Genomic DNA, 24,796 nt, shown 5'->3' on the forward strand with positions numbered 1-24,796 from the left:
TATTTCAACGTCAGTTATATTTCTTACCAATGTCTGGGAACGTAGTTGAATGTCCATTTCAAAACAACTGGTTTTTCCCAGAAACGACCCTGTACGCCGGTTTCTTTATCTACATGAAGGCCATAGTTCATACGCAGCGGGCTGTCGATTGAAAATTCGCAATCATATGTACCAGCACCGAGCATTTTTATATTAGCACCATAATGAGGACCGTCATCAGCATTCATCGGCATGAATACGCCTTCGATTGTTTCACCGGTTTCTTTCTTTGTGAGTTTATAATGCACAGTGAGATAGGGAAGCCATTCGCCGACGCCAAATCCTGTGTCACTGCCTTCGGTTGCGTGAATATCTGTTTCCATATGAATATCAGATTGATCGGGCTGAAGCATCATTCCTTTGGGTTCCATTTCTATAGGCTGAAAATAAACAAGAGCAACTTTGAAATGTTCGTTAGGCGCTTCCTGTTCATCGCCTATCGGATATTCCTGGAAGCCTTCAGCGGATGCAGCTCCGACAAAAGCAAATAAAGATACCATTGCGGCACAAATAGCGAGTAATGATCTAAATTTTTTCATAAAATACACTCCTTAAAAATAATATCATACTGGTTGAACTGAGCCCCTTTTTCTATAATAAACAATGCCTATAACTGCAGCAATCAGCAAAACGACCTGTATCGCTATTGTTTCATAGGTTGGATATATGCCCAGTATATCTATATTAGGCATAGGAATCCCTTCTATAGGTGTAATGCTGACAATGCCTCCTTCCTGTAATTCTTTTATACCGCTGCCGGCAAAGCTTACGGCCAATAAATACATGAAAATACTTGTCCCTACAAAAAAAGGACGCAATGGTATTCGCAGAGCACCCAAGCGAATCAATGTAAATATAATGATCAGTGCCACACAGGCCGCTGCAAACCCAAGCCAAATCATTTCAACATCACCGGCTGCACTATTGAACAAGGCCTGATAAAAAAGAACTACTTCGGCTCCTTCACGGTATACTGCCAGAAATGCCGCAATCCCCAAAGTTTTAGCGCGTCCTGTGGACATGGATGTTTTAACCATATTCTTGATATATGCTTCCCATACCTTGGCATTGGCTTTGTTTCCCATCCAGAAACTAACAGACAAGAGCACAACGACTGCAATCAAAACAGTTATACCTTCAACTATTTCCTGATTAGCACCGGCGCCGAATTCATTGGTAAGAGAATTAAAAATATATGCTGTTATAAAACTGGCAATAATAGCTGCTATCGAATAATTATAAACATAACTCAAATATTTCTCGTTGCCTGATTTGCAAAGATAAGCAATAATGGCCGCCAAAACCAGAATCGCTTCTATGCCTTCACGCAGAAGGATCAAGAATGCCGGCCAAAAAGACGCCCAGCCGCCCTGTGAAGAATGTGCCCCCTTGAGACTTTGCACATCAGCATTGACCATTTTGACCAATGTATCAGCGGCGTCCTTAACCTGTGCACCATCCGCTCCCTGCAGCATGAGTTTTTTCAACTTACTGAACTGATATTCCGTCAAATTGGCATTTTTTGCCGATACAGTATTGCGAATAGCTGTTTCCAGTCCGTCTTTTTCATAAATTCCGTAATAAATATCATTGACAGCATTTTTGGCACCCTCACTGTCACCCGAGTCGTAAATATCAAGTGCTTCTGCCATAGCCTGTTCAATATGCTGTCCTACCTGCTCCCACTTTGGTGCGGCTTGTGCCGGCAGAGAAGCGGAAAAAACTATCAGCATGGCTAAGAGCATAACAATTTTTTTCATATAAGTATTCCTTTCAATATTGATTATTGTTATCATCAATATGGTAAAAAAATTTATTTTTGTGCCGGCATATTAAACGGTATAGAAATAATTTTTGTACATTCCATAGGTGCCCCATTTTGATCAAGTGCCGGTTTAAATGTCCAGCGGCGTGCGGAATCCATTGCGATCTGATCCACACTCGGGCTGCCGGAAGTCACGGCTATTTTCGTCCTTATTATCCTCCCGGTCACATCGATAGTAGCAAATACACTGACGCGGCCTCTGAATGTTACAATATTAACAGGCGGATAAAATTTGTCGATCAATATCGGCGGTTCTCCCATCTGCACAGACTGGCTGCCGCCACCGCTGCCTTTTTTATCAATGATTATTACCTTATCGCTTTTTGAAGGATCATCAGCTAATTCTTTGACAAGCTCCGCTGTGGCCGGTTCATCTTCATCTGCCACTATGGGTGTCACTTCCTGTTCCTCTGCCTTTTCCTGTTCGGGAACAGCAGCCGGTGCGGGGCTTCGTTCTTCATGCACAGAGGGTTCCGGCTGTTTTTCATCTTCTATGGGACCGGGTTCATCATTCTCCTCATCTACGCTCTCCCATTCGAGAGCTTGTGTATCTTCGGGAGGCAGCGCTTCTGCCTGCAAATGCGGCAATATAAAACTGCCTGCCAGCCAGATACCCAGATGAAGCAAAAATGCCACTAAAAATGCCATGCGCCAATGAGTGGGATACTGCAAGATCATTACCTCCCTTTGGCTTCAGTGGCAATGGATACATGGCGCGCTCCAGATTGTTTTAATGTATCAAGCACCGAAGCGATACTTTCATAAGAGGCTTTTCTGTCACCTCGAAGTACAAACACCGTATCGGCATCATCTGCCAATACACTCTGTACCTTTTGCGCCAAATCTTCCACCGGATTTTGTTCTTTATCGTATATAATATCGCCCTTGTCTGTTACAGTTATCGATACCAGATTTGGTTTTGTCTCTCTTTGCACTGCGGCAGCAGCCGGCAGATTGACTGTCATCGTATTAAGCTGAACCATATAAATAGTGCTTATCATAAAAAAGACCAGCAGAAAAAGCATTATATCAATCATAGGAATAATCACTACTTTCGGCTGTTCTATAACACGAAAATCACGTCGCATCTACTGCTCCCTCATTTCCCTTGCAAACAGAAGACAACACAATCGATGCCGCACGATCCAAATCATTAAGTATCTTATCCAGCTGCTGTGCAAAATACGTATGTATTAAGAGTGCAAAAATAGCGACACACAGTCCGGTCGCCGTGGCGATCAAGGCTTCGCCTATACCACCGGTAATGGCCAGCGGCTGCCCTGCCTGCAGACTGAAAATATTAAAGGACTGGATCATTCCGGCAATCGTACCCAGCAATCCCAAAAGAGGAGACAAAGTAACTATCATAGAAAGATAATTCAGTTTTGCCCGCAGCTGCATAGCAGCAGAAGCATATGCAGTATCAAGAGCAAGCTTTACATCAGTATTATCCTCTGCTGCCTTCAAGCCCGACACAGCGATGAACCCCGCGGCGTTAGTTTCCCTTTCACATACTTCCATAGCATCTTCCAATGGTTTTTTTGTTATTTCCGGTAATGACTGCAAAAAAACCATTATTCCCTTTTGCGCCCGCCGATAAAAAATAAACCTGTCGATCGCTATTGCTGCCACACACAAGGAACAGAGCAGCAATGCATACATTACCGGACCGCCCTTGCTAAAAAATTCTACACTACTCAAATCAACATGCCCTCCTGTTAATAATAAAAGTTTGATGCCTCGCTTGATACGGCAGAATATGGACATACCCTCTCAAGCCTTCCGTCATGAATACCTGCATCGCATCCGTGACCAATATTGCCTCAACACGGGGGAGCATCTTTAAAAAAGATTTTGCCTTGGCGAGACCGCCGGCAATCAAAGCCGTGCCATTTATCGGCAAAAGATCATCCCGCCTTTTGTATATCAAAGATGCACTGATCAATTTTCCGCCTTCATCGTTCACTTCTTCAGAGAAAATATGACTGTACACTTTATCACCATCTTTTATGTATCGCTTATAGTCGCCGGAAGTTTCCACCGTGTCCCAATTTTGCAGAACAACACTTGCCAGCAAAGATTTTTCACGCCGCGGATGCTGAATGCCGATGCGCCACGCTCTGTTGTTTGGCTTGGCACCGACAGTGCATATATCCCCGCCGGCATCTATTATCGCAGCACCCATGCCTGTTTCCTCAGCCTTCGCCGCTGCCGCATGAAGAGCAAATTCCTTAGCAATACCACCAAGATCCAGCTTCATATTCGCCTTTTGTAAAAAGACTTCACTATCGCTGACATCCAGCCATTGATAGTTGACTAAAGACCTTGCATTTATCTGTTCAGTTTCCGCCGGTATCCGGATTTTTCCTGACTCTCTATGCCACAGACCGGTAACCGCTCCCGCGGTAATATCAAAAATCCCGTCAGTAAAAGCAGATATTCGCTGTGCGGCCCGCAAAATTTTCACCAGATTCCTATCTACATGTACACTTTTTTTACCGGCCATCCTGTTGATCAAAGAAAGCTGGCTGTCGCTGCTGAAACGACTGCAAAGATATTCTACGTTTCCAAAAATATCCCATATGGGCGTGAATGAATACGTACCTTCTTTGGCAAAGCTCATAACACGCAAAAAAGTACCCATGCCGTGTTTAGACTCAACATAGCATGTTTCTGCCGTAGTCATTACTCTAACCCCCTTCCTCATGAAGATTAGCAGGTAATCATAATCCCGATTAATTTCCCGATATTATAAATTGATCAGCATCTCTTTTTATATATAATGATAGTAATTATCATTACAACTCATAACAATATAATATATCACTTATTTTTCAGTTGTCAATGAATTGCATTGAATTTTTTTGCTGTTATCTTGAAAATAACAGCAATATTGGAAATAATTATAATATAAATTTTCTGTCACAGATAAAAATATCGCCGGCCCAATATGGGTCGGCGATATTTTTATCTATCAATTTTACGGCAAAACCGCAAATCGATTATTTTTCTTTTTATCCGGCAATATCCTGGCATCACTATTCTGCAGAAGTTTTTCCCGTCAGTCGGCTCATTATAATGACCAATGCAAGAAAGGCGATAATGCCGGCGGTCAAAGCAGTCTGTCCCAGATCACCGAGATTGCCAAGTAAAATTCCCGGAATTAAATAGTCTGTATCTGCAAAAGTAGAACTTGCCAGACTCAGATTTCCCAAAACGGGCAAAATAAATAGCGGCAGCCAGCTGATCAGCAGACTGTTTATAACCGTTCCGATAACGGCTCCACGCCTTCCGCCTTTTGCATTACCATAAATAGCCGCGGCAGCACCGCAGAAGAAATGTCCGACTACGCCGGGAATAATGACAACCGTATGCATTGCTACCATAGCAAGCATTGAAAGTGTACCAACGATAAAACTGATCAAAAAACCAAGCAGAACCGCGTTAGGTGCATACGGAAAAATAATGGGAACATCAAGTGCCGGTTTTGAATTGGGCACAAGTCTCATCGCTATTCCCTGAAACGCAGGGATGATTTCTGCCAAGATCATCCGAACACCCTGTAAAACCACAGCAAAGCCAGCCGCAAAGGTGCCTGCCTGCACCACGGCAAATACCAAATAGTTGGAACCATTGCTCAGTTGGGATTCTACAAATGCTTGTCCCGTCAAAAGTGCCAGAATCAGATAAACGACGGCCATGACAATTGTGATAGATACAGTGGAATCCCGTAAAAAAGAAAAGCTTTTCGGGACATTTATATCCTCCGTACTATGTGCTTTATTGCCAAAATGTTCGCCGAACCAGCCGGAAACCGCATAGCCTATATTTCCGGTATGACCCATAGCCACCGTATCTCCGCCGGTGATAGCACGCATGTATGGCTGACACAGCGCTGGAGTAATCGTCAAAAGAGTCCCTTCAAATATACCGCCCAGCAGGATTGTCCTGATTCCCGTTCCTATACCTGCCGACACAAGAATAACTGCCGTCAGGCAGGAAACATACAGCATAGCCTGACCCGTTAAAAATATATATTTAAAATTTGTAAATCTCGACAAGAGAATATTTACTATCATTCCGACAAACATGATCAATGCCGTCACTGACCCATATTGTACAAGGGCAATGGCGACCACAGCCTCATTGCTTGGAACAACGCCTTGGACATTTAAGGCAAATTGAAACATTTTGGCAAACGGATCCAAAGAATTCGAGAGAATTCCCGCACCTCCTGTCAGGATCAGAAAACCGGCAAAAGTTTTTATACCGCCCTGCACTACCGCCGTCCCATTCTTTTTTTGCAGCAGCAGACCTAATACTGCCAGCAGACCCACAAGTAAGGCAGGCGTCTGAACGATGCTGATAAATAGATTTTGTATACCATCCATATTATTACTCCTTAATGATAAAAAGGGTTATAGAAAATATTTCACTCTCTGTCAATCATGTGAAATTTTTTCTTTATCAAGAATCTTGCATACTGCAGTCTGAATCTCGTTTTTATCGATCAGACTCTTCAGCAGCACTACCCGGTCTTTAGGAAGATTTGATATAGCTTCGCCAAGAGTTTCCTCTATGAAGAAATAATCGGCAAGATCAGGTGTTGTGCTTCCAACATCAGAATGATCTACAATAATTTCATCCTTTACATTCATAGCATTTAAAACGTTCTGAATATTCATTTGGACCATGAAACTGCTTCCTAAGCCGGACTGGCAAATACATAAAAATTTCATAACATATCCCCCTTTTAATTGTAAATGACCATATCATTCTCCAGAAAAAACATTGGCAAGAATTTCGATACTTTCGGCTGCCAGCAAACGTTGAATTTTATCAGAATCGGTCAATACAGCTGCCAATTTCTGCATAATGGCAACATGGCTTGTGGCATCCGGAGTCGCCAGAAAAAACCATAGCCTTGCCGGATGTTTTTCATCCATAAAAAAAATTTCTTCTGCCGTCTGCAGCAAGGCAATACATGCTTCTTTAGTGCTTGGCAGCGGTCTGGCATGAGCCAGAACGATCTGCGAGCCAATATTCATATAAGGCCCTTTCTCCTGACAAACTGCTATGACAGCATCAATATAGTCCCCGGCAATGATCTTTTTATCAAGCAGGGGCTTTGCCGATAAAGTAATGGCATCCTGCCAGGATATGCCTTTTTCCGAAGTCCGCTGAATTTGTTCTTTTGCAAGTAATTCCACAAGGATCATATCCTTTCTTGTTTTTATTACACGATTATGATATCGCTTTACATAAATATGAACAAGTGCAATAATGAAAATGTAAATGTGCAAAAAATGAACCCCCTTTTACCGGAGGCAGTATATATGATTATTTTTTCCCAATATAAGCATGGCAACGAATTATTAGCTGCGCTTCACCATGCAGAAACACCGGTTTCCATAGAAAATTTGATGGATAAACTGCAATTGTCACGACGAAGCATTATGTATATTTTAGAAAATGTCAATAAAGAATTAATAATAAAGCAGATTTCTCCTATAGAAAATATCAAGGGCATCGGTTATTTTCTTCCCCCGAAAGCCAAAACATACTTGCAGCCGCTTGATGCAGATATAAGACAACAGGCCCTTTTAGTTTTGCCAAAGCAGTGGTCATTGAATATAAAAGCACTGACACAGAAAGAAAGTCTGATTCTTTTCAATTACATCATCATCACGCAGGAAACCACATCAATTAATGAACTCATGGGAATTTTTCATTCATCACGAAATACCGTGCTAAAGCGATTGCGTTCTCTGGTTTTTTACAACAGGGAAAACGAACTTCAAATAAAAACCACTCCCAAGGGCCGGATTATTCTGGGTGCAGAATTAATACAAAGAAAATGGGTTTTGGAAAATTTAGAAATGATCCTGCTGCTTTTAAAAAAAAGTTATCAGATTTCCTATGAAAAATATATTTTTCGGGAATTGCGGCAATATGAACAGGAATCCGGGAATCATTTCACCGATGATGCCCGCCGTATTTTAGAATATTTTTTAACTTGGTATGCCAATCGTTTATCCAAAGGGAAAATATTAAAAAAAATGGACGTTGATATTGCTCATCCCGCAAGTCGAAGCCTGTCCTGGGAAAAATTTTTCTTACAGAAGAGAGGATTTTATCATTTAACGGAATATGTATATTTATCTAAGATCCTCAGAATTTATGCATGCTCAAAAGTGAATAATAAAACACTGTTTTATAAAAAAATGCATAAAATCGCAGAAGATATGACTGACCAATTTTTCTTGATTTCCGGACTGCTGCCCGGAATCCATTATCACATGATGGTCGATTCGCTGGCCGTCCATCTGGTTTCCGTTTGTCATCGGATAACCGCGGGACTCAGATACCATAATCCGCTCTTGGAACAGATACGAGTATCCTATCAGAATCTATTCATTATCTCCCGGGCGGCAGCTCAACCTCTGACTGATTATTTGGGAAAGCAGCCCTCTGATGATGAAATTGCTCTGCTCACCACATATTTTGGCAGTGATATTCGCACAGATCAGTTAAAAGAAGATCGTAAACAGATTTTAGTGGTCTGCTCCAGCGGGATCGGTACCTCACAATTCCTTTTAATGCAATTGCGCGAAAAATATCCCCATCTTCTTTTTTCCGGTCCATTCCGCATGTCAGAATATTTACGTCTGTCCTTTCACAGTATTGGCTTGATCATTACAACCACCTTTTTAGAGCAAAACACGTCAAAACCCATTCCTGTTTTACAGATTTCTGCGTTGCCGACAAAATATGAATGGAGTTTACTGAACAAAAAATTATTGGCATTAGGATTTGCTGTTTCAGAATATAAACGGGAAAGTATTCAGCCTCTTATGGATTTAATTGCCAATTACGCAAAAATTGAAGATGCGACTGGATTATGCAATGGCTTGCAGGAATATTTTCAAAAAAACCGGCAGGAACATTGGAAAATCCCTGCCTCATCAAAAGATGAGCCGAGCTCTCTTTTAAAATATATTACATTCATTCCTTTTAACCTTCCTAATTGGAAAGAAGCAGTCCGTACCGCTTTCCGTCCATTATTGCGCCATAATTTTATCCGTGAACAATATGTGGACAGGATCATCGAACTGACCGAAAAAAACGGCAGCTACATGCTCTTAGGCAAAGGTGTACTTCTGGCCCACGCCAAACCTGAAGATGGTGTTTTAAGCCTTTCTGTTTCAATCGCTTTATGTAAAAATCCCGTTTCTCTGAGCAGCGGCAAACATATAAAATGCATTATATGTTTGGCACCGGTCGATCAGACGAGGCATTTGGATTTTCTTGCGATACTTCTTCAATATATAAACGATAATAATTGGTGTGACAGGCTGTATCAGATAAAAACACAGGCTGAATTGGAATCGTTCCTGCTGGATTATTTTTAGAGTAATGCTCAGCAGAGTATCCCATAAATGAAGACTTAATTCAGACGGTGTTTTGACGCCGCCTGAATAGTAGTCGAAATTATCCAGGGAGTATTAGAGCGGGTTAGTTATCGGATAAATTAAATAATGCATGCCAAAAATAAGAGGGCAGGGAATTTTTTCAATCCCTGCCCTCTTATTTTTATCCAAGATTCTAAGCAAAACGATCACTATACAGAATACGTACCGCATTTAACACGCAGATTATCGCAACTCCTGTGTCCGCAAAAACAGCACTCCATAAGGAAGCATATCCCAAAAGACCGCATATCATTATTATCAATTTTACCGCCAAAGCAAAAACAACATTTTGAACTGCAATGGAGCGCGTTGTTTTTGCCAATTTCAACGCATACGGAATAGCATCCACACGAGATGTCATGAAGACGACATCGGCTGCCTCTATAGCCGCATCGGCCCCCGATCCCATGGCAGCGCCTACGTCTGCATTGGCAAGAACAGGTGCATCATTTATACCGTCACCGACAAACAGGACTTTTCCTTTCTCAGAACGTATTTTTTGCAGTATATCCAGTTTTTCCTGCGGCAGAAGCCTTGCATGAATTATATCTATCCCTGCCTCGCGGGCAGCCGGTGCCGCTCCCTCCGCGGAATCTCCTGTCAACATGGCGACACTTATTCCCTGCTGTTTCAGCTTTGCGATCGCTCCGACCGCATCTTCCTTTATTTTATCGCCCAGGGCAATACAGCCTGCATACTGATTGTCAACGGCTAAATATACTGCGGTTTTTTCTGCCGCAGCTCCTATTTGAATATTATGATCCTGCATAAATGCCGCATTGCCGCATACTATTTTCTTATTATCAATATATGCCTTGACCCCTTTGCCGGAAACTTCTTCTATATCCGCCGCCGGTTTTATATCCAGCATCTTTTCTTTTGCCTGCCGCACTATACTTACCGCCAGAGGATGAGATGACGCATTTTCTGCCGATGCACAAAACTGCAGTATTTCATCCTCTGTAAAATTATTGCCGGCTTTTATTTCCTGAACAGCAAAAATTCCTTGTGTTATTGTACCTGTTTTATCTAAAGCGGCGGCCTTGATCTGTGTCAATGCTTCTATTGCCGCACCGTCTTTAAATAAAATTCCCTGACGTGACGCTGTGCCTATTCCTGAAAAAAAAGCCAGCGGAACACTAAGCACCAAAGCACACGGACAGCTTATGACCAGAAAGGTAAGCGCAATGTATATATAATCATGCCATTGTCCCGTTATTAAAGAAGGAATAACCGCTATCAATACCGCTATTACCACAACTATAGGCGTATACACTCTTGCAAAACGTGAAATAAAGCGTTGTATGCGCGGCTTGTTGGCTGCGGCGCTTTGTACTGCGGCTAAAATTTTTGATACCATTGACTCCGCCAGTACCTTCTCTACCCTTATTTTCAGCACACCGGTTTTATTTATGCAGCCTGACAGAACAGTGCCGCCTTCGGCAGCCATTACGGGCACGGATTCTCCTGTAAGCGGTGAAGCATCAATCTGGCTCACGCCCTCGATCACGGTGCCGTCAAGAGGTATCCGGTCTCCCGGCCGAACCATAATAATATCGCCAACGGCAGCCTGATCGGCAGCTGCAGTTGTTACCTCATTATTTTCATCAACGAGCATGACAGTTTCCGGGCGCATGTCTACCGCATCTATTATTTGTTTACGGCTTTTATTCGCAGCACGTTCTTCAAAAAATTCGCCGACTCTGAAAAAAAGCATTACGCCGACCGCTTCCGGATATTCTTCAATGGCGAAAGCACCGATCGTAGCTATACTCATGAGAAAATTTTCATCAAACACCCGTCCGTTCAAAATATTTCGTCCGGCACTCAAAAGTATATCCTTGCCAAGAATAAGATACGAAATTATCAGCAGAGGTAATTGATATGCAGCAATATAGAACGAAATTATCTGTGCCGCAATAAAAAAAACCGCACCGATAAAGATCTCATAAAATTCACTGCTCTTATACCATACTCCCGTATCTATCTGTCTGTCCGCATCTTCATGCTGGCAGCATGAACAGCCACATGTTTCTTCAGCCGCGCAGGATACGGTTTCTTCTGCATTTTTATTTCTGTTCGGCATTGCATGTCACCTCGTTATAATATCATTATATGATTATTTGTTCATATGTTACATTATAGCACTGCCGCCAAATTCTTACAACCAAAAATATTTCAGCAATGGTAAAATTATGGTAGAATGATTTAGAGAACGGCTGCATAACTTAAAACTGCAGCCGCAAATAAATGGAGACTTAATTCAGACGGCGTTTTGACACCGCCTGAATAGTAGTCGAAATTATCCAGGGACTTAGCCGCTCTTTACTCACCGCTTGCCCAAGCGGGAGTGTTAGAGCGGATTAGTTATCGGATAAAATTTTCTTAACAATTAAGTTTGTATTATTTGTTTTTGTTAATACAGCCAAGGTGATATTATGCTTAAAAATTTCCTGAAAATAATAATTTATATATATTTCTTTTCCGCCTTTGCCCTTACCAGTGCTTTTGCTCAGTCAGCAGAGTATGATGCCAAGGCTCAATATCTTTGCGCATTAATGTCAATGACAGCTTATAACGATAAATACGGTGACCTGGCGCGCAATGTACTTACTTCATACGGGTGGGATTTTAATTTTCTGGAAGCATCACCGGTAAACGGAGCTTCAAAATTTTTCACCGCAGCCAATACCGATTTTATCCCAGGAGAAAATTCTTATTTGCTTTCTGTGCGTGGTACCGATGACTTAAAGGATGTTTCCAGTGATATGAAAATCAACATGGTCCCTTTCGCCGGCAATGACACCAGTTCGATCGCAAACGAACAACTGCCAATGGTACACAGTGGATTTAATCGTTATGTGCAGGCTGCTTTTTTTACATCCCAAAATGATAAGCCTTCCCTCGGTGAAAAATTTATTTTCATCCTGCGGAATGACCCGCATGCCCACCTGTATATTACAGGGCACAGTTTAGGCGGAGCAGCAGCAATTCTCACCGCAGCAAAGCTTATCAGCATGGGGCTTGACCCCAGCCGGATAAGTGTCATCACTTTTGGTGCACCGGCTGTCGGCAATGAAGCCTTTGCCAAAACTTACGGCGAAAATATCAATCTTTCCAGAATTGTCCTGTCCGGCGATCCTGTACGCAACCTTGTCCAAGTACTGAATCCCAATTACAGACAATTTGGCCGGGAAATAAAGTATGCCGCCCCGCCTTCCTTCGATGATAAAATACGCCACAAAATACTTTTGTATCTGGATATATGCCTGCGTGAATATTATGATAAGAAAGAACCGGTTGCATCCTCCTCAGCCGGAAAAATATTCTTTGCAAAACCGACATTCAATATTGATTTCAATAATGACAACGAAAATATTGATTTTTATATTCGTTCTGTTTTACAGGATAACATTTCTCATTATATCAAAAACACTGTCTGGGAGAACTCATCAGCTTCTCCCCCCGCTTTCAGTGCGATCAAATATCTGGTCAAAACGGATATAACCATTACCCGCCAAAAATACGTTAAAAACAGTTTTTACGTATCAACGGCCTATACCATTTACAACGCTGAAAGCGGGCGTCTTATAACTTCATTTTCAGCAGCCTCGGATACTGTTGAACTTACTCCCGTTGAGGCAGTTTTATACAATAACATATCACTGGAAGCCGAATTGAAAAAATCACTTTCCCAGGAAAATTTATAAATGGAGACTTAATTCAGACGGCGTTTTGACGCCGCCTGAATAGTAGTCGAAATTATCCAGGGACTTAGCCGCTCTTTACTCACCGCTTGCAGAAGCGGGAGTATTAGAGCGGGTAGTCATCGGATAAACAAAATTTTATCCCTGCCGGCAAATTCAATCCTCTATTCCCTTTCTTCCCAAAACACCTTTTTCGTAATAATGTTTTACCATTTTCATTTCAGTAACTAAATCAGCTTTTTCCAGCAGCCATTCCGGTGCATTTCTGCCCGTACATATGACTTCTGTATCCGGTGGCATATTGTCGAGAAGATCCTGCAGCTGAGCCTTTTCTATCAAACCGAAAAACAATGCTACATTGATCTCATCAAGCACTACGACATCGTATTTTTTTTCCGCGGCAGCCTTTTTCACCTCCTCCACACCATTCCGGATCATCGTCACATAATCGGCAGGAGGTTTTCCCTTGGGAAACACGACAACATCATCTCCCCAGGCTTCAAGCTTATCCTTAGCTATCATTCCTTCTTCGGCAATAAAATACGGTTTTCCGCTTGTCTTTAATATAAGCTCCGGCGCATAGGTCTGAAGAATTTTTTGTTCACTATAAGCCAGACTTTTCATAAACTGGGCAAAATAGACCTTCAGACCTGCTCCTATGGCACGCATAGACAGCCCTATGGCCGCTGTTGTTTTCCCTTTACCGTTTCCTGTATATACTTGTAACATTCAGATACCCCCATCTTAATTTTTAGTATTAGCAGAAGAATTGACTGTCCGAAAGTAGGATTTATAATTTCTATAAAGAATATATACATTATATTCATATAACAAGGAGGTCTACATGTGAAAAAGCTAAGCATTGACAAGCTGATGCCCGGTATGATACTGGGACGCACAATTATCAATGATAAAATGGTCGTCATCTTATCATCGGGTACCATGCTGACTCAGGCACATATAACCAGACTGGAATTTTTAAATATGCCTTTTGCATACATAAAAGATGATTTTGAACTAAGCGGCAATTATCAAGTCGTAGAGATCATGTTCAATAAAGAAAATGCCTTCGTAAAAAAATACAATGATGTCGTTTCAGAAGCAAATGAACTTTTTGCCAGTGTTGGCAAGGGCGAAAATTCATCCATAGAAAAAACCGGCGAAAAAGTAAAAAATTCACTTCTGCCAACAGTCAAAGAGAGCGGTGTCATTGATTTTTTATATACGTTGAGTAATATCAGCGATAGCGTCTGCCATCATTCAGTGCGTGTTTCCATATTATCCGGAGTTATCGGCAAATGGCTCCGCTTCAGTGAAAGTAAAATAAATGACCTTATTCTTGCGGGATTTTTGCATGATATCGGCAAAACCATGATGCCGCAGAGAATTGTCAACAGAAATTCCAAAACACTAAAGCCGGAAGATTACGAACTTTATATACAACATACAATAAACGGCCAAAAAATCTTATCCGACCGCCCCGGCATTTCCGACGGAGTTCGTGCGGCGGCACTGCAGCACCATGAAGCCATGGACGGCACAGGCGAGCCTTTCGGCGTGAGCGGTAACGATATAGACGAATATGCACGCATTATTATGATCGCCGATTTTTATGACAACATCACCACCGAGCATGAGGGTGAAGTCAAACATACACCATTTGATGCTGTTGAAATGATTGGCAAGAGCATGTTTACCGCTCTGGATGTCCAGATCTGCATTCCCTTTATCACTAATATCCAAAACTCTTTTCTGGGTTCTGTAGTAGGCCTCAGCGATGGCAGACGCGGTCAGATCGTTTATTATCCTGCCGGCTACTCAACTCTTCCCATCATAAGAATAAACGATGACACTGTGCTGGATCTCAATGAGGAACGGCTTCATAATAATATCAACATTATAGAATATAATCCCAAATAATCCGCCTTTATCCACAGATGCCTGCCTTTCCGAAACAAATATCATCACTGTGAAGTGCGTTTGCCCTTTTTGGCAAACGCACTTTTTATCTATTATCGATCTTATCCATGCCATTCATATCATGCTGAATAAAACGCTGCTGTGCTATCTCCTCATATTTTGAGGCCGGGCGCCCATAATTGACATAGGGATCGATCGATATACCGCCGCGCGGCAGAAATTTGCCCCAGATCTCAATATACCGCGGCTGCATTAAATTTATCAGATCATCCATTATTATATTGACTACATCTTCATGAAAATCACCGTGATTTCTGAAGCTGACAAGATAAAGCTTCAGCGACTTGCTTTCGACCATTATCCTGTCCGGAATATAAGATATATATATTGTGGCAAAATCCGGCTGCCCGGTTATAGGACACAGGCTCGTGAACTCAGGACAGTTGAATTTGACCCAGTAGTCCCTGTTTGGATGTTTATTTTCAAATGTTTCCAAAATCTCTGGACTGTAGCCGTAATTATACTTTACGTCCTTTTGCCCAAGCAGTGTTATACTTTCCGTCTCTTTTTTACTTCTCACTGTATAATCCCCCCTACAATTATTTTATATTATAATATTTTTCCCGGCAAAATGCGACTGTCTTCCTTCTGCAAGGATATTTTTATTTGCCGGATCAAAGCTGCAGATGCAGCCGTTCATTCCCTTGACGATGTGATATATTTAGCGTAAAATTATGTAATGATAATGCGCGAATTTCAACTTTTAGTTTTCTCAGAGCGCAATCTGTAATTATTTTTGGAGGTTTTACAGTGGAAGCAAATCGTGTATATAATTTTAATCCCGGACCGGCCACACTTCCTTTGGAAGTTTTAAAACAGGCACAGGAAGAACTGCTCAATTTCAGCGGCAGCGGCATGTCCATTATGGAAATCAGCCATCGTGCCAAAGAATATGATGCCGTCCACAATCAGGCAAAAGAAGATATTAAAGAACTGATGGGCTTAGGTTCTGATTATGATGTATTATTTATCCAAGGCGGTGCCAGCATGCAGTTCGCCATGGTACCAATGAATTTTGCCGCCGCCGATAAAAAAGGGAATTATGTATTATCCGGCAGCTTTGCAAGCAAAGCCTATAAAGAGGCTGAAATTCAGGGCGTTGGCACTGTTGCAGCTTCCAGCAAGGATAACGATTTCCGCAATATTCCCAAACAGAATGAGCTTAAAATAAGTGCTGATGCCTCATATCTTCACGTCTGCTATAATAATACCATCTACGGCACAGAATATCATTATATTCCCGAAACAAACGGTATACCTCTGGTAGCTGATATGTCTTCCGATATGCTCTCACGTCCTCTTGATTTCAGCAAATTTTCTCTTATTTATGCCGGTGTTCAAAAAAACCTCGGACCTGCCGGAGTAACCATTGTTGTTGCTAAAAAATCTTTTATAGAAAACAGCCCTGAGAACATTCCTACTATGCTGCGCTACAATACATACAGCCAAAAAAATTCACTGTACAACACCCCTCCTGCTTTCTGCATTTATATGGTCGGCAAAGTGGCTTCATGGCTTAAAAGACAGGGAGGACTCACTGCCATAGCTGAACGGAACGCAAAAAAAGCCTCCTTATTATATGATGTCATCGACAGCAGTAGCGGCTTTTATAAAGGCCATGCCGAAAAAGACAGTCGTTCGTTCATGAACGTCACTTTCCGCCTGCCCACAGAAGAACTTGAAGCAAAATTCATCGCCGAAGCAAAAGATAATAAGCTTTGCGGTATAAAGGGACATCGTTCTGTTGGTGGTCTGCGTGCTTCCATATACAATGCAATGTCTTACGACGGAGTAAAATGCCTGACTGATTTTATGGAACAATTCCAAACTGCCAATAAATAATTTTTCATTGCTAATGTGTTTTTTAAGGAGGCTTTCTATATGAAACTAATCGATCCATTAGCCGTTTCCGACCAGATTGTGGAGGTTTTAAAAAAAGGCGCTTTTCTTACGACCAAATCGGCTGATACAGTAAATACGATGACTATTGCCTGGGGTAGTATCGGTTTTATTTGGGGCAAGCCCATTTTTATGACAATGGTAAGAAAATCGCGGTTCACATGGTCCATAATTGAAAAAAGCCATGAATTTGCGGTAAGTGTTCCTACACATGATATGCATGCGGCATTAGGTATCTGCGGTACAAAATCCGGCCGTGACACAGATAAATTTACCGCTGCCTCGCTCACTGCACAAAAAGGTCAGAAAATCGACACACCTGTAATAGCCGGTGCGGGATTACACCTTGAATGCAAAATAATTTACCAGCAAAATATGCTTCCTAAAAACTTATCTGCTGATGCAGCAGACAAATGGTACAGCGACAACGATTGGCATACTCTTTATTTTGGGGAGATCCTCGCTGCCTACGAAGATTAAAATAGTGTTCCGTTCTGAGACCACCCTTTCGAGGGTGGCTTTATTTTTTGCCGATTTCAAGAGAGCTGAACATCATAGTAGACATAGCCTAAGTTATTTATAATACAGCTGCCCGCCGTAAGATCGTTTATGGTATCCAAGATTTGCTTGCTTTCTTCAATACCTATCAATACTGTAAATTTTACTGCATCAGCGTAATCCTTTTGCAAAACACATATATCAGTTTTATGCAAACAATTTTCCAGGCGCCCCATAAAAGTATAAGCAAATTCGAGTTCCACTTTTTCAAACGGTGTTCTTTCTACAATTATGGCAGCCGCCAAGACAGATGAAACACCATGTCCATATGCACGTATCAATCCCCCCGCTCCCAGTTTTATACCTCCGAAATATCTGCTGACCACTACAGTCAGATCTGAAATTTTTTTCTTTTCTAAAACATCAAGCATAGGATGTCCGGCTGTTCCCGACGGCTCTCCGTCATCATCTGCTTTTTTTTGATCAGCTTTACTGCCTATTATGTAGGCCGAACAATTATGCGTTGCATCCCAGTACTTCTTTTTTATTGAAATAATAAATGCCGCAGCAGCCTGCTCATTTTCCGTTCTTTTTGCATTCACTATAAAGCGGGATTTGTTTATTATATATTCGACTGTCGCAGTATTTTTTAATGTTTTATATCTTTCCAGCATTTGATTTTCCATACTTTCCGCATTACCCTTTCGCCTCATATCCGCAACGGCTGATGACCTCTAAAAGCTGTATATATTATAGCCAATTTTTTCATTTATGTATAACATATTTATTTTTTTGTTTTTTATAGCTAATTATGTTTTTTTGTAGTATTATCTCAATTGTGCCCGATAATATATTAGGTCACTTTTAATTTAAATAAGAATGGTCGTGTTATTAATAGTGGAAAAACTTCATAGTATGCATCGCAGCCTGAAAAACAGACATTTGCAATTGATATCTCTTGGTGGTATCATCGGCAGCGGTTATTTTCTTGGTACAGGATATATTCTTGAAAAAGCCGGTCCTGCTGCTATTTTGGCATATTTACTGGGCGGTCTCATCGTTTTTTGCGTCATGCTCTGCCTGGCGGAGCTGGCTGTTGCCAAGCCGGTATCCGGATCGTTTGTCAACTACACCAACGAATATATCTCGCCTGTATGGGCCTGCGGCGTAGGCTGGGCATACTGGATGAACTGGATTGCCTATGTTCCGTCTGAAATGATTGCTGCCGGAATAATCATGCATAACTTCATGCCGCAAATAGGACAGGTTGGCTGGGCAATAATTTTTGGTTTCATAATAACATTAATAAACGTCCTCAGTGTAGGCAAATTCGGTGAAAGCGAATTTTGGCTCTCTCTGATAAAAATCGCGGCACTTATCATTTTCAGCGGCACTGCTTTTGCGATCTGCATAGGTCTTATCGGCAGCCACTATATAGGAACTGATATTTTATTGAATAACGGCGGATTCGCGCCCAATGGCTATTGGTCTATTTTCATAACAATGGTCATCATTTTAGTCAATTTTCAGGGCTCTGAAATAATAGGTCTGGCCGCAGGGGAATGCAAAGATCCTGAAAAAAGTATTCCTATTGCAGTCAGAAATGTGAGCTGGCGGATCATTGCCCTTTACATTATCCCCGTCTTTCTGCTCATCTCTATCTTCCCCTGGAATCACGCAGGACTTTCAGAAAGCCCCTTTGCAGCCGCGCTTCAGGAATATGGTCTCGATCAATTGGCTTCCGGTTTTGCTTTTGTCGTTTTAACGGCAGCCATCTCCTGTTCAAATTCCGGACTCTACGGCAGCGGCCGGGCTCTCCAAGCTCTTGCCCGGCTTAACATGGCACCAAAATGGCTCGGTCGTCTGAATGCGCAGGGAATGCCGCAAAACTCAATTTTTGTATCGATTATCGGCTGCTGGCTGATTATTTTTCTTTATACTTATGATACGAGTTCTCTCGCTTATACATATCTGCTTGCTGTGTCAGGTTTTACCGGTGCAATGGCCTGGATATCGATCTGTTGGAGTCAATACAATTTTCGCAGAAAATTAATAAAAGCAAATCTCGTTCATACGCTGAAATACAAAACACCTTTTTTCCCTTATATTACGCTTTTTGGCATCTTCATTCAGGTTCTCTGCCTTCTGGTAATGGTTTTTACCGAAGATCTGCGATCAGCTTTATATACCGGCCTGCCGATGATGCTGGTACCTATGCTTTGGTATAAATTATTCCGTACAAAAAAACTTGCGGGATTACCCGCTTCGCCAATCCGTAAAAAATAAAAAAACTTGAGTCTATAAAATTGAGCTGTCCTTATAAGTCAGACCTAAAAGTACGACTTATAAGAAACAGCTCAAACATAAACTCAAGTTCTTTTTCTATCAAATAATATTTTTTTCAGATTTCATGACATTGATTGAAAGCAGCCATGCCGGGATAAACTGCACTTTCCCCCAGCTCTTCTTCGATTCTCAGCAGCTGATTGTATTTTGCTACACGTTCACTGCGGCTTGGTGCTCCTGTCTTGATCTGGCATGTATTCAGTGCCACTGCCAAATCTGCGATAGTGGTATCTTCTGTTTCACCCGAACGGTGGGATGTTACAGCCGTATAACCTGCTTTATGCGCCATTTTGATTGCTTCAAGTGTTTCTGATACTGATCCGATCTGATTAAGCTTTATCAGTATAGAATTTGCACATCCGCCATGGATACCTTTAGCTAAACGCTGTGTATTGGTTACAAACAAATCGTCACCTACCAGCTGAACTTTCCGTCCAAGCCTTTCAGTGAGCTTGCGCCATCCGTCCCAATCTTCTTCATCGAGTCCATCTTCCAATGATACTATCGGATATTTTTCGCAAAGACCCGCCCAATAGTCAACCAGCTCATCATTAGTAAATTTCTTTCCTGATTTCGGCAAAAGATATTCGCCCTTCTTGCTGCCCTTCCATTCACTGGCGGCAGGATCAAGTGCAAGCATGAAGTCTTTTTTGGGTTCATAGCCGGCTTTTTTAACTGCTTCAAGAATAATATCCAAAACCTCTTCATTTGTAGAAAGATTCGGTGCGAAACCGCCTTCATCGCCTACAGATGTTGCAAGCCCTTTAGACTTCAGTATTTTCTGCAATGTATGAAATACTTCTGTACACCAGCGCAGACCTTCCTTAAAAGAGGGAGCGCCGACAGGCATTATCATAAATTCCTGTATATCTACAGTGTTGGTAGCATGGGCACCGCCGTTTAATATGTTCATCATCGGTACCGGCAGTCTGTTGCCATATATCCCGCCAAAAAAACGATACAAAGGAATTTCCAAAGCTGCCGCAGCTGCCTTAGCGCTGGCAATAGAAACAGCCAAAATTGCATTTGCTCCTAGTTTTGATTTATCATCAGTTCCGTCAGCCTTGAACATAGCTCGATCAACAGCATAAACATCCGATGCATCCAAGCCTTTGACTGCATCATTAATAATGGTATTTACATTATTAACAGCTTTGGTGACCCCTTTGCCAAGGAAGCGGCTTTTATCTTCATCACGAAGTTCCAATGCTTCAAATTCACCAGTAGAAGCACCACTTGGAGATGCTGCTCTGCCTATGCTTCCGCCTTTTAAAACTACTTCTGCCTCGACGGTTGGATTGCCCCGAGAATCTACAATTTCTCTGCCTATTACTTTTTCAATCTTCAACTTGTCAAAAACCATTATACAAACATCTCCCTTATAATAATATTCCATAATATGCACTATTGCCATCCAACAGCTATATTCTCTGTCAAATGAAAAATGGATTATCGTAATTGCTGAATCAGCTTAATCACTATATTGTATATAATATAGCACAGATGATAGGCATTATCAATACAAGGTTCCTCGAAACATCTTTTATTGGTTTAAGCGTGTCTGCTTTTAAAAAGCTTTTCCCTGCAAATAATCCCCAGGTCATAAACCTGAGGATCACCACATAAAGCTGTTATTTTTTTGGAATATAAACGCACTGACACATGTATGCGCCTATTGCTCACTATTCACCTCAGGAAATCCGTCATTCCGGTGATATAGCCTGTTTGAAAGTCTGTTTACCATCTTTGAATTCTATTATAACAGCCTGCTTTACCGGATTGTGATCTTTGTCTATTGTAATTTTACCAGAAACCAGCTGCAAATCTTTAGTAGCCGCAAGAGCCGTATTTATTTTTTCTGGATCGGCGCTGCCTGCTCGTTTTATAGCATCTATGATCATAGTTGCTGCATCATAGCCAAGGACTGCCGCTGCGTCAGGATCCTGTTTATATTTATCTTTGTACGCCGTAATAAATTTATCTGCTTCCGGTGTTTTATTCTGGACAGAATAATGATTCGTAAAATAAGTATTATTCAAAGCATCTGCTCCGGCAATATCAACCAGCTTGCTGCTGTCCCATCCGTCTCCGCCGGTTATTGGCACTGTTATACCAAGATCACGTGCCTGCTTTATTATTTTGCCCACTTCTTCATAATATCCCGGGACATAAATCATATCAGGATTTGTTGCCGCAATTTTTGTCAATGTTGCTTTAAAATCACTGTCTTTCTGCAAATATGCTTCTTCGGCTACAATCTGCCCGCCGTTTTTAGTGAAGCCTTCTTCGAAGAAATGTGCAAGCCCCTTAGAGTAATCGGAACTGTTGTCGATATACACGGCAACTTTTTTTACTTTCAATGTATTTGTAGCAAAATTCCCCATTACAGTGCCCTGAAATGGATCAATAAAGCAGACGCGGTACACATAAGGATTAACCTTGCCATCATCGCTTACGGTAACCTTTGCATTAGTGGAAAATGAACTTACAAGAGGAATTTTACTATCATTAGCAATTTGCGTGATTGCCATTGTATTTGACGATGTGCATGCGCCGAGAATAACAGATACCTTGTCTGATGAGATCAATTTTGTAATAGCATTTGCAGCTTCTGCGGGTTCTGATTTATTATCTGCTTTTATGAATTCAATTTTTTTGCCGTCAATACCGCCTGCCGTATTTATTTCGTCAAAGGCAAGCTGCGCACCATTGGCTGTTGAGGTTCCGTAAGATGCATTATTTCCTGTCAGTTCAAGATCTCCGCCAATCTTGATCGTATCGGAACCGCCGGCTCCGCAGCCAGTCCCCAAAATCGCAAAGAATAGTGCACCGGATAATGCTGCGGCCTTTAAAATTTTGCTTTTTAACATAATTTTCACTCCCAATATATTTTCCGAAAATAAAAGCCTGTTAACAAAACAGCAATAACTACAGAATATTGCTGTTTTGTTAACAGGCTTCATCGCACAAAAACATTTATTAGATTTCGGTAGGCTTAGTATATCATTATCATTAAATTTTTGCAATAAAAATCTATAATGGCATTACAAATTAATCTTATAGCTAAACAGTTTGAATTTATCTGCTATTGAATAAGGCTGCAACTTATAAATACAGGAAACTGCATAATGAGTTGTATAAACGCAGTTAGACCTTTCATTCATATTCAAAGATTAGTATATTGTTCACTTCGCCAGCGGATATATTTTTATTCAGTGCATTTTCACACACTTAACTATTTAATGCGCACAAAAAAGCCTCCGACAAAAACGCCAGAAGCCTTGATTTCAATGGCGGAGAGTGAGGGATTCGAACCCTCGGTACAGTTTCCCGCACACACGCTTTCCAGGCGTGCTCCTTCAACCACTCGGACAACTCTCCAAATGCTCTCAACAATACAATTTTCTATTGGCAACGATATATAGGATATCATTTTTTTTGAAACTTGTCAATTATAATGGCATAAATAATATCCCTGCAATATCAGGGAATTATATTCTCCAAAAATTGTTTTTATTATTAAATAAATCTCTTTCATATTTTTCTTGTAGATAATTATTATTTAGTATAAAAATTTATCTATAAATATTGACACACAGCTTTGTTTTTATTAGAATAATAACATAGTATAAGTCTACTAATAATAACTATTACTTACAATTAATTTTATCTTTTTACGAAAGGACGCATGAACATTATGATGGATGCCAAAAAAGTAACGGCGTTGTTACGAAAAAAAGGATTCAAAGTAACTCCGCAGCGGTTAGCCATATATAACGTACTCTGCAATACAAAGGCACACCCTAATGCTGAAATGATTTTCAATAAATTGCAGCCATATTATCCGACAATGAGTTTAGCTACGATTTACAAAACTATCGATATTCTAAAAGAGATAGGGCTTATTCAGGTTATCAATGTCGGCGAAGACAGTCTTCGGTATGATGCAGTAGTAGAACTGCATCCCCATATTCGCTGCACGGTCTGCAATAAAGTGGAGGACATAATGCAGTTTGATTTTTCCCCTGCCATAAAGGCAGTAGCTGAAAACACCTCTTATGACCTTTCCGGCCAGCAGTTCTATTTTTACGGAGTCTGTCCCGAATGTCAGGCAAAATCCAATCTCAAAATAGGCTGAGTCTTCCTGCGCAGCAAAATAAAATAAGCATAAACAGCTTTTGCTGTTTATGCTTATTTTATTTTGCTGTCTCATCTGATTCCGGCCATTAGAATCAATTTCACCCCGAGTATGCACATGACCGCAGAAAGCAAAACGACTATTATACGTGGTTTAGTTTTCTGCGATATACTGGCTCCCAGCTGAGCACCGACTGCCGTTCCGCCGCCGATAGCTATTGCTGGCTGCCAAACGACATGATTGAGCATAATATGCGATATAGATCCAGCAAAAGAAGATATTGCCAATATAAAATGAGATGTAGCAGTGGCAACATGCGGAGGAAAAGATAAAACATATATCATCAAGGGCACATGTATAACCCCGCCGCCTATTCCCAGCACACTGGATAAAAAACCTACAAATATGCTTATAAAGATACCCAGCTTCTTGGAATATTTGAAATTCTCCTTGTCAAAGTATTCTGCTTTAGCTTTGGCAGCCGAAGATTTCCAATACATAATCACAGATAAAATTATTAGCATTACGCCAAAAAGCATATCGAAAAGCTCGCCTGTAAAGTAATCATCAACATAACTTCCGATAAACGCTCCCGGCAAAGTCGCAGCAGCAAAAGGAATTGCCGCATCAAAATAAACTTTTTTTTGTTTTATATAAGCAAGCGTGCCTGAAAGTGTATTTAAAAATATTCCCACCAGAGATGTTCCCACTGCCTGTGAAACGGTGTGAAACGTGTTGAAAAAGCTGGGTGGTGCATCCGCTTTGCCTGTCATAACCAGTACAAAAAGCGGAACCATTATAAGTCCCCCGCCAATACCGACAAGAGTGCCAAAAGCCCCCACGCCTATACCTATAATAAATAAAAGCACTGCTTCCACTTAACTGCCTGTCC

At 41.3% G+C, this 24,796-nt stretch carries 23 protein-coding genes and 1 tRNA gene; 7 read left to right on the plus strand and 17 right to left on the minus strand.

Annotated features, from left to right (window positions below; genetic code table 11):
• Positions 1–23: 23 nt before the first annotated feature.
• The 9 genes from NXG61_RS02980 to NXG61_RS03020 form a co-directional block, all read right to left on the minus strand.
• On the minus strand, positions 24–578 hold the full coding sequence (locus tag NXG61_RS02980) for an iron transporter (RefSeq protein ID WP_196604281.1): 555 nt from the start codon (positions 576–578) through the stop codon (positions 24–26).
• 24 nt (positions 579–602) lie between these two features.
• On the minus strand, positions 603–1,799 hold the full coding sequence (locus tag NXG61_RS02985) for an FTR1 family iron permease (protein ID WP_196604280.1): 1,197 nt from the start codon (positions 1,797–1,799) through the stop codon (positions 603–605).
• A 53-nt stretch (positions 1,800–1,852) separates the two neighbouring features.
• Complete coding sequence (locus tag NXG61_RS02990) at positions 1,853–2,536, minus strand: energy transducer TonB (protein WP_196604279.1); 684 nt, start codon at positions 2,534–2,536, stop codon at positions 1,853–1,855.
• Between the two features lie 5 nt (positions 2,537–2,541).
• Positions 2,542–2,952 carry an ExbD/TolR family protein gene (locus NXG61_RS02995; protein WP_196604278.1) on the minus strand — a complete coding sequence of 137 codons (411 nt, stop codon included), beginning with the start codon at positions 2,950–2,952 and terminating at the stop codon, positions 2,542–2,544.
• A complete protein-coding gene (locus NXG61_RS03000) occupies positions 2,942–3,526 on the minus strand; it encodes a MotA/TolQ/ExbB proton channel family protein (protein ID WP_196604491.1) in 585 nt (194 codons plus the stop codon). Before NXG61_RS03000 ends, NXG61_RS02995 begins: the two co-directional genes overlap by 11 nt.
• 40 nt (positions 3,527–3,566) lie before the next feature.
• Entirely contained in the window at positions 3,567–4,550 is a 984-nt protein-coding gene (locus NXG61_RS03005) for an FAD:protein FMN transferase (protein WP_196604277.1), read from the minus strand.
• Positions 4,551–4,902: 352 nt separating this feature from the next.
• Entirely contained in the window at positions 4,903–6,255 is a 1,353-nt protein-coding gene (locus tag NXG61_RS03010; RefSeq protein ID WP_307224153.1) for a PTS ascorbate transporter subunit IIC, read from the minus strand.
• A gap of 51 nt (positions 6,256–6,306) precedes the next feature.
• The gene (locus NXG61_RS03015; protein WP_307224151.1) at positions 6,307–6,603 is read right to left on the minus strand and encodes a PTS sugar transporter subunit IIB; all 297 of its coding nucleotides are present in this window, start codon (positions 6,601–6,603) and stop codon (positions 6,307–6,309) included.
• 33 nt (positions 6,604–6,636) lie between these two features.
• On the minus strand, positions 6,637–7,167 hold the full coding sequence (locus tag NXG61_RS03020; protein ID WP_196604274.1) for a PTS sugar transporter subunit IIA: 531 nt from the start codon (positions 7,165–7,167) through the stop codon (positions 6,637–6,639).
• 33 nt (positions 7,168–7,200) lie between these two features.
• Here NXG61_RS03020 and NXG61_RS03025 point away from each other — a divergent pair, with 33 nt between their 5' ends.
• Positions 7,201–9,276, plus strand: coding sequence for a BglG family transcription antiterminator (locus tag NXG61_RS03025; RefSeq protein WP_307224149.1), 2,076 nt, complete (start codon positions 7,201–7,203; stop codon positions 9,274–9,276).
• A gap of 193 nt (positions 9,277–9,469) precedes the next feature.
• Here NXG61_RS03025 and NXG61_RS03030 read toward each other — a convergent pair whose 3' ends face one another.
• A complete protein-coding gene (locus tag NXG61_RS03030; RefSeq protein WP_307224148.1) occupies positions 9,470–11,422 on the minus strand; it encodes a heavy metal translocating P-type ATPase in 1,953 nt (650 codons plus the stop codon).
• 352 nt (positions 11,423–11,774) lie between these two features.
• On the opposite strand from NXG61_RS03030, the gene NXG61_RS03035 reads away from it, so the two are divergent.
• Positions 11,775–13,046 carry a lipase family protein gene (locus tag NXG61_RS03035; RefSeq protein ID WP_307224147.1) on the plus strand — a complete coding sequence of 424 codons (1,272 nt, stop codon included), beginning with the start codon at positions 11,775–11,777 and terminating at the stop codon, positions 13,044–13,046.
• A gap of 153 nt (positions 13,047–13,199) precedes the next feature.
• Here NXG61_RS03035 and NXG61_RS03040 read toward each other — a convergent pair whose 3' ends face one another.
• A complete protein-coding gene (locus NXG61_RS03040) occupies positions 13,200–13,772 on the minus strand; it encodes a cob(I)yrinic acid a,c-diamide adenosyltransferase (RefSeq protein ID WP_307224145.1) in 573 nt (190 codons plus the stop codon).
• Positions 13,773–13,889: 117 nt separating this feature from the next.
• Between NXG61_RS03040 and NXG61_RS03045 the strand changes: the two genes are divergently transcribed.
• The gene (locus tag NXG61_RS03045; protein ID WP_307224143.1) at positions 13,890–14,963 is read left to right on the plus strand and encodes an HD-GYP domain-containing protein; all 1,074 of its coding nucleotides are present in this window, start codon (positions 13,890–13,892) and stop codon (positions 14,961–14,963) included.
• 85 nt (positions 14,964–15,048) lie between these two features.
• On the opposite strand, the gene queF is transcribed toward NXG61_RS03045, so the two are convergent.
• A complete protein-coding gene (queF, locus tag NXG61_RS03050; protein WP_196604269.1) occupies positions 15,049–15,543 on the minus strand; it encodes a preQ(1) synthase in 495 nt (164 codons plus the stop codon).
• A 230-nt stretch (positions 15,544–15,773) separates the two neighbouring features.
• Between queF and serC the strand changes: the two genes are divergently transcribed.
• Both serC and NXG61_RS03060 read left to right on the plus strand, forming a co-directional pair.
• A complete protein-coding gene (serC, locus tag NXG61_RS03055) occupies positions 15,774–16,865 on the plus strand; it encodes a 3-phosphoserine/phosphohydroxythreonine transaminase (protein ID WP_307224140.1) in 1,092 nt (363 codons plus the stop codon).
• Positions 16,866–16,904: 39 nt separating this feature from the next.
• Complete coding sequence (locus NXG61_RS03060; RefSeq protein WP_196604267.1) at positions 16,905–17,402, plus strand: flavin reductase family protein; 498 nt, start codon at positions 16,905–16,907, stop codon at positions 17,400–17,402.
• A gap of 56 nt (positions 17,403–17,458) precedes the next feature.
• Here the strand turns inward: NXG61_RS03060 and NXG61_RS03065 are convergent, their stop codons facing one another.
• Positions 17,459–18,106 carry a YigZ family protein gene (locus NXG61_RS03065; RefSeq protein ID WP_307224138.1) on the minus strand — a complete coding sequence of 216 codons (648 nt, stop codon included), beginning with the start codon at positions 18,104–18,106 and terminating at the stop codon, positions 17,459–17,461.
• A 229-nt stretch (positions 18,107–18,335) separates the two neighbouring features.
• Here NXG61_RS03065 and NXG61_RS03070 point away from each other — a divergent pair, with 229 nt between their 5' ends.
• On the plus strand, positions 18,336–19,706 hold the full coding sequence (locus tag NXG61_RS03070) for an amino acid permease (RefSeq protein ID WP_307224164.1): 1,371 nt from the start codon (positions 18,336–18,338) through the stop codon (positions 19,704–19,706).
• Between the two features lie 115 nt (positions 19,707–19,821).
• On the opposite strand, the gene eno is transcribed toward NXG61_RS03070, so the two are convergent.
• From eno to NXG61_RS03085, 3 genes are all read right to left on the minus strand, one after another.
• A complete protein-coding gene (gene eno / locus NXG61_RS03075) occupies positions 19,822–21,129 on the minus strand; it encodes a phosphopyruvate hydratase (protein ID WP_196604266.1) in 1,308 nt (435 codons plus the stop codon).
• Between the two features lie 340 nt (positions 21,130–21,469).
• A complete protein-coding gene (locus NXG61_RS03080; protein ID WP_196604265.1) occupies positions 21,470–22,636 on the minus strand; it encodes an ABC transporter substrate-binding protein in 1,167 nt (388 codons plus the stop codon).
• Positions 22,637–23,057: 421 nt separating this feature from the next.
• A tRNA-Ser gene (locus tag NXG61_RS03085) sits at positions 23,058–23,147 on the minus strand.
• Between the two features lie 316 nt (positions 23,148–23,463).
• On the opposite strand from NXG61_RS03085, the gene NXG61_RS03090 reads away from it, so the two are divergent.
• Entirely contained in the window at positions 23,464–23,904 is a 441-nt protein-coding gene (locus tag NXG61_RS03090) for a Fur family transcriptional regulator (RefSeq protein WP_196604264.1), read from the plus strand.
• A gap of 71 nt (positions 23,905–23,975) precedes the next feature.
• On the opposite strand, the gene NXG61_RS03095 is transcribed toward NXG61_RS03090, so the two are convergent.
• Positions 23,976–24,782 (minus strand): sulfite exporter TauE/SafE family protein, encoded by an 807-nt coding sequence (locus NXG61_RS03095; protein ID WP_307224135.1) that lies wholly within the window; start codon positions 24,780–24,782, stop codon positions 23,976–23,978.
• Between the last annotated feature and the right edge of the window lie 14 nt (positions 24,783–24,796).

It is taken from the genome of Pectinatus haikarae (genome assembly GCF_050916305.1).
GTDB lineage: Bacteria > Bacillota > Negativicutes > Selenomonadales > Selenomonadaceae > Pectinatus > Pectinatus haikarae.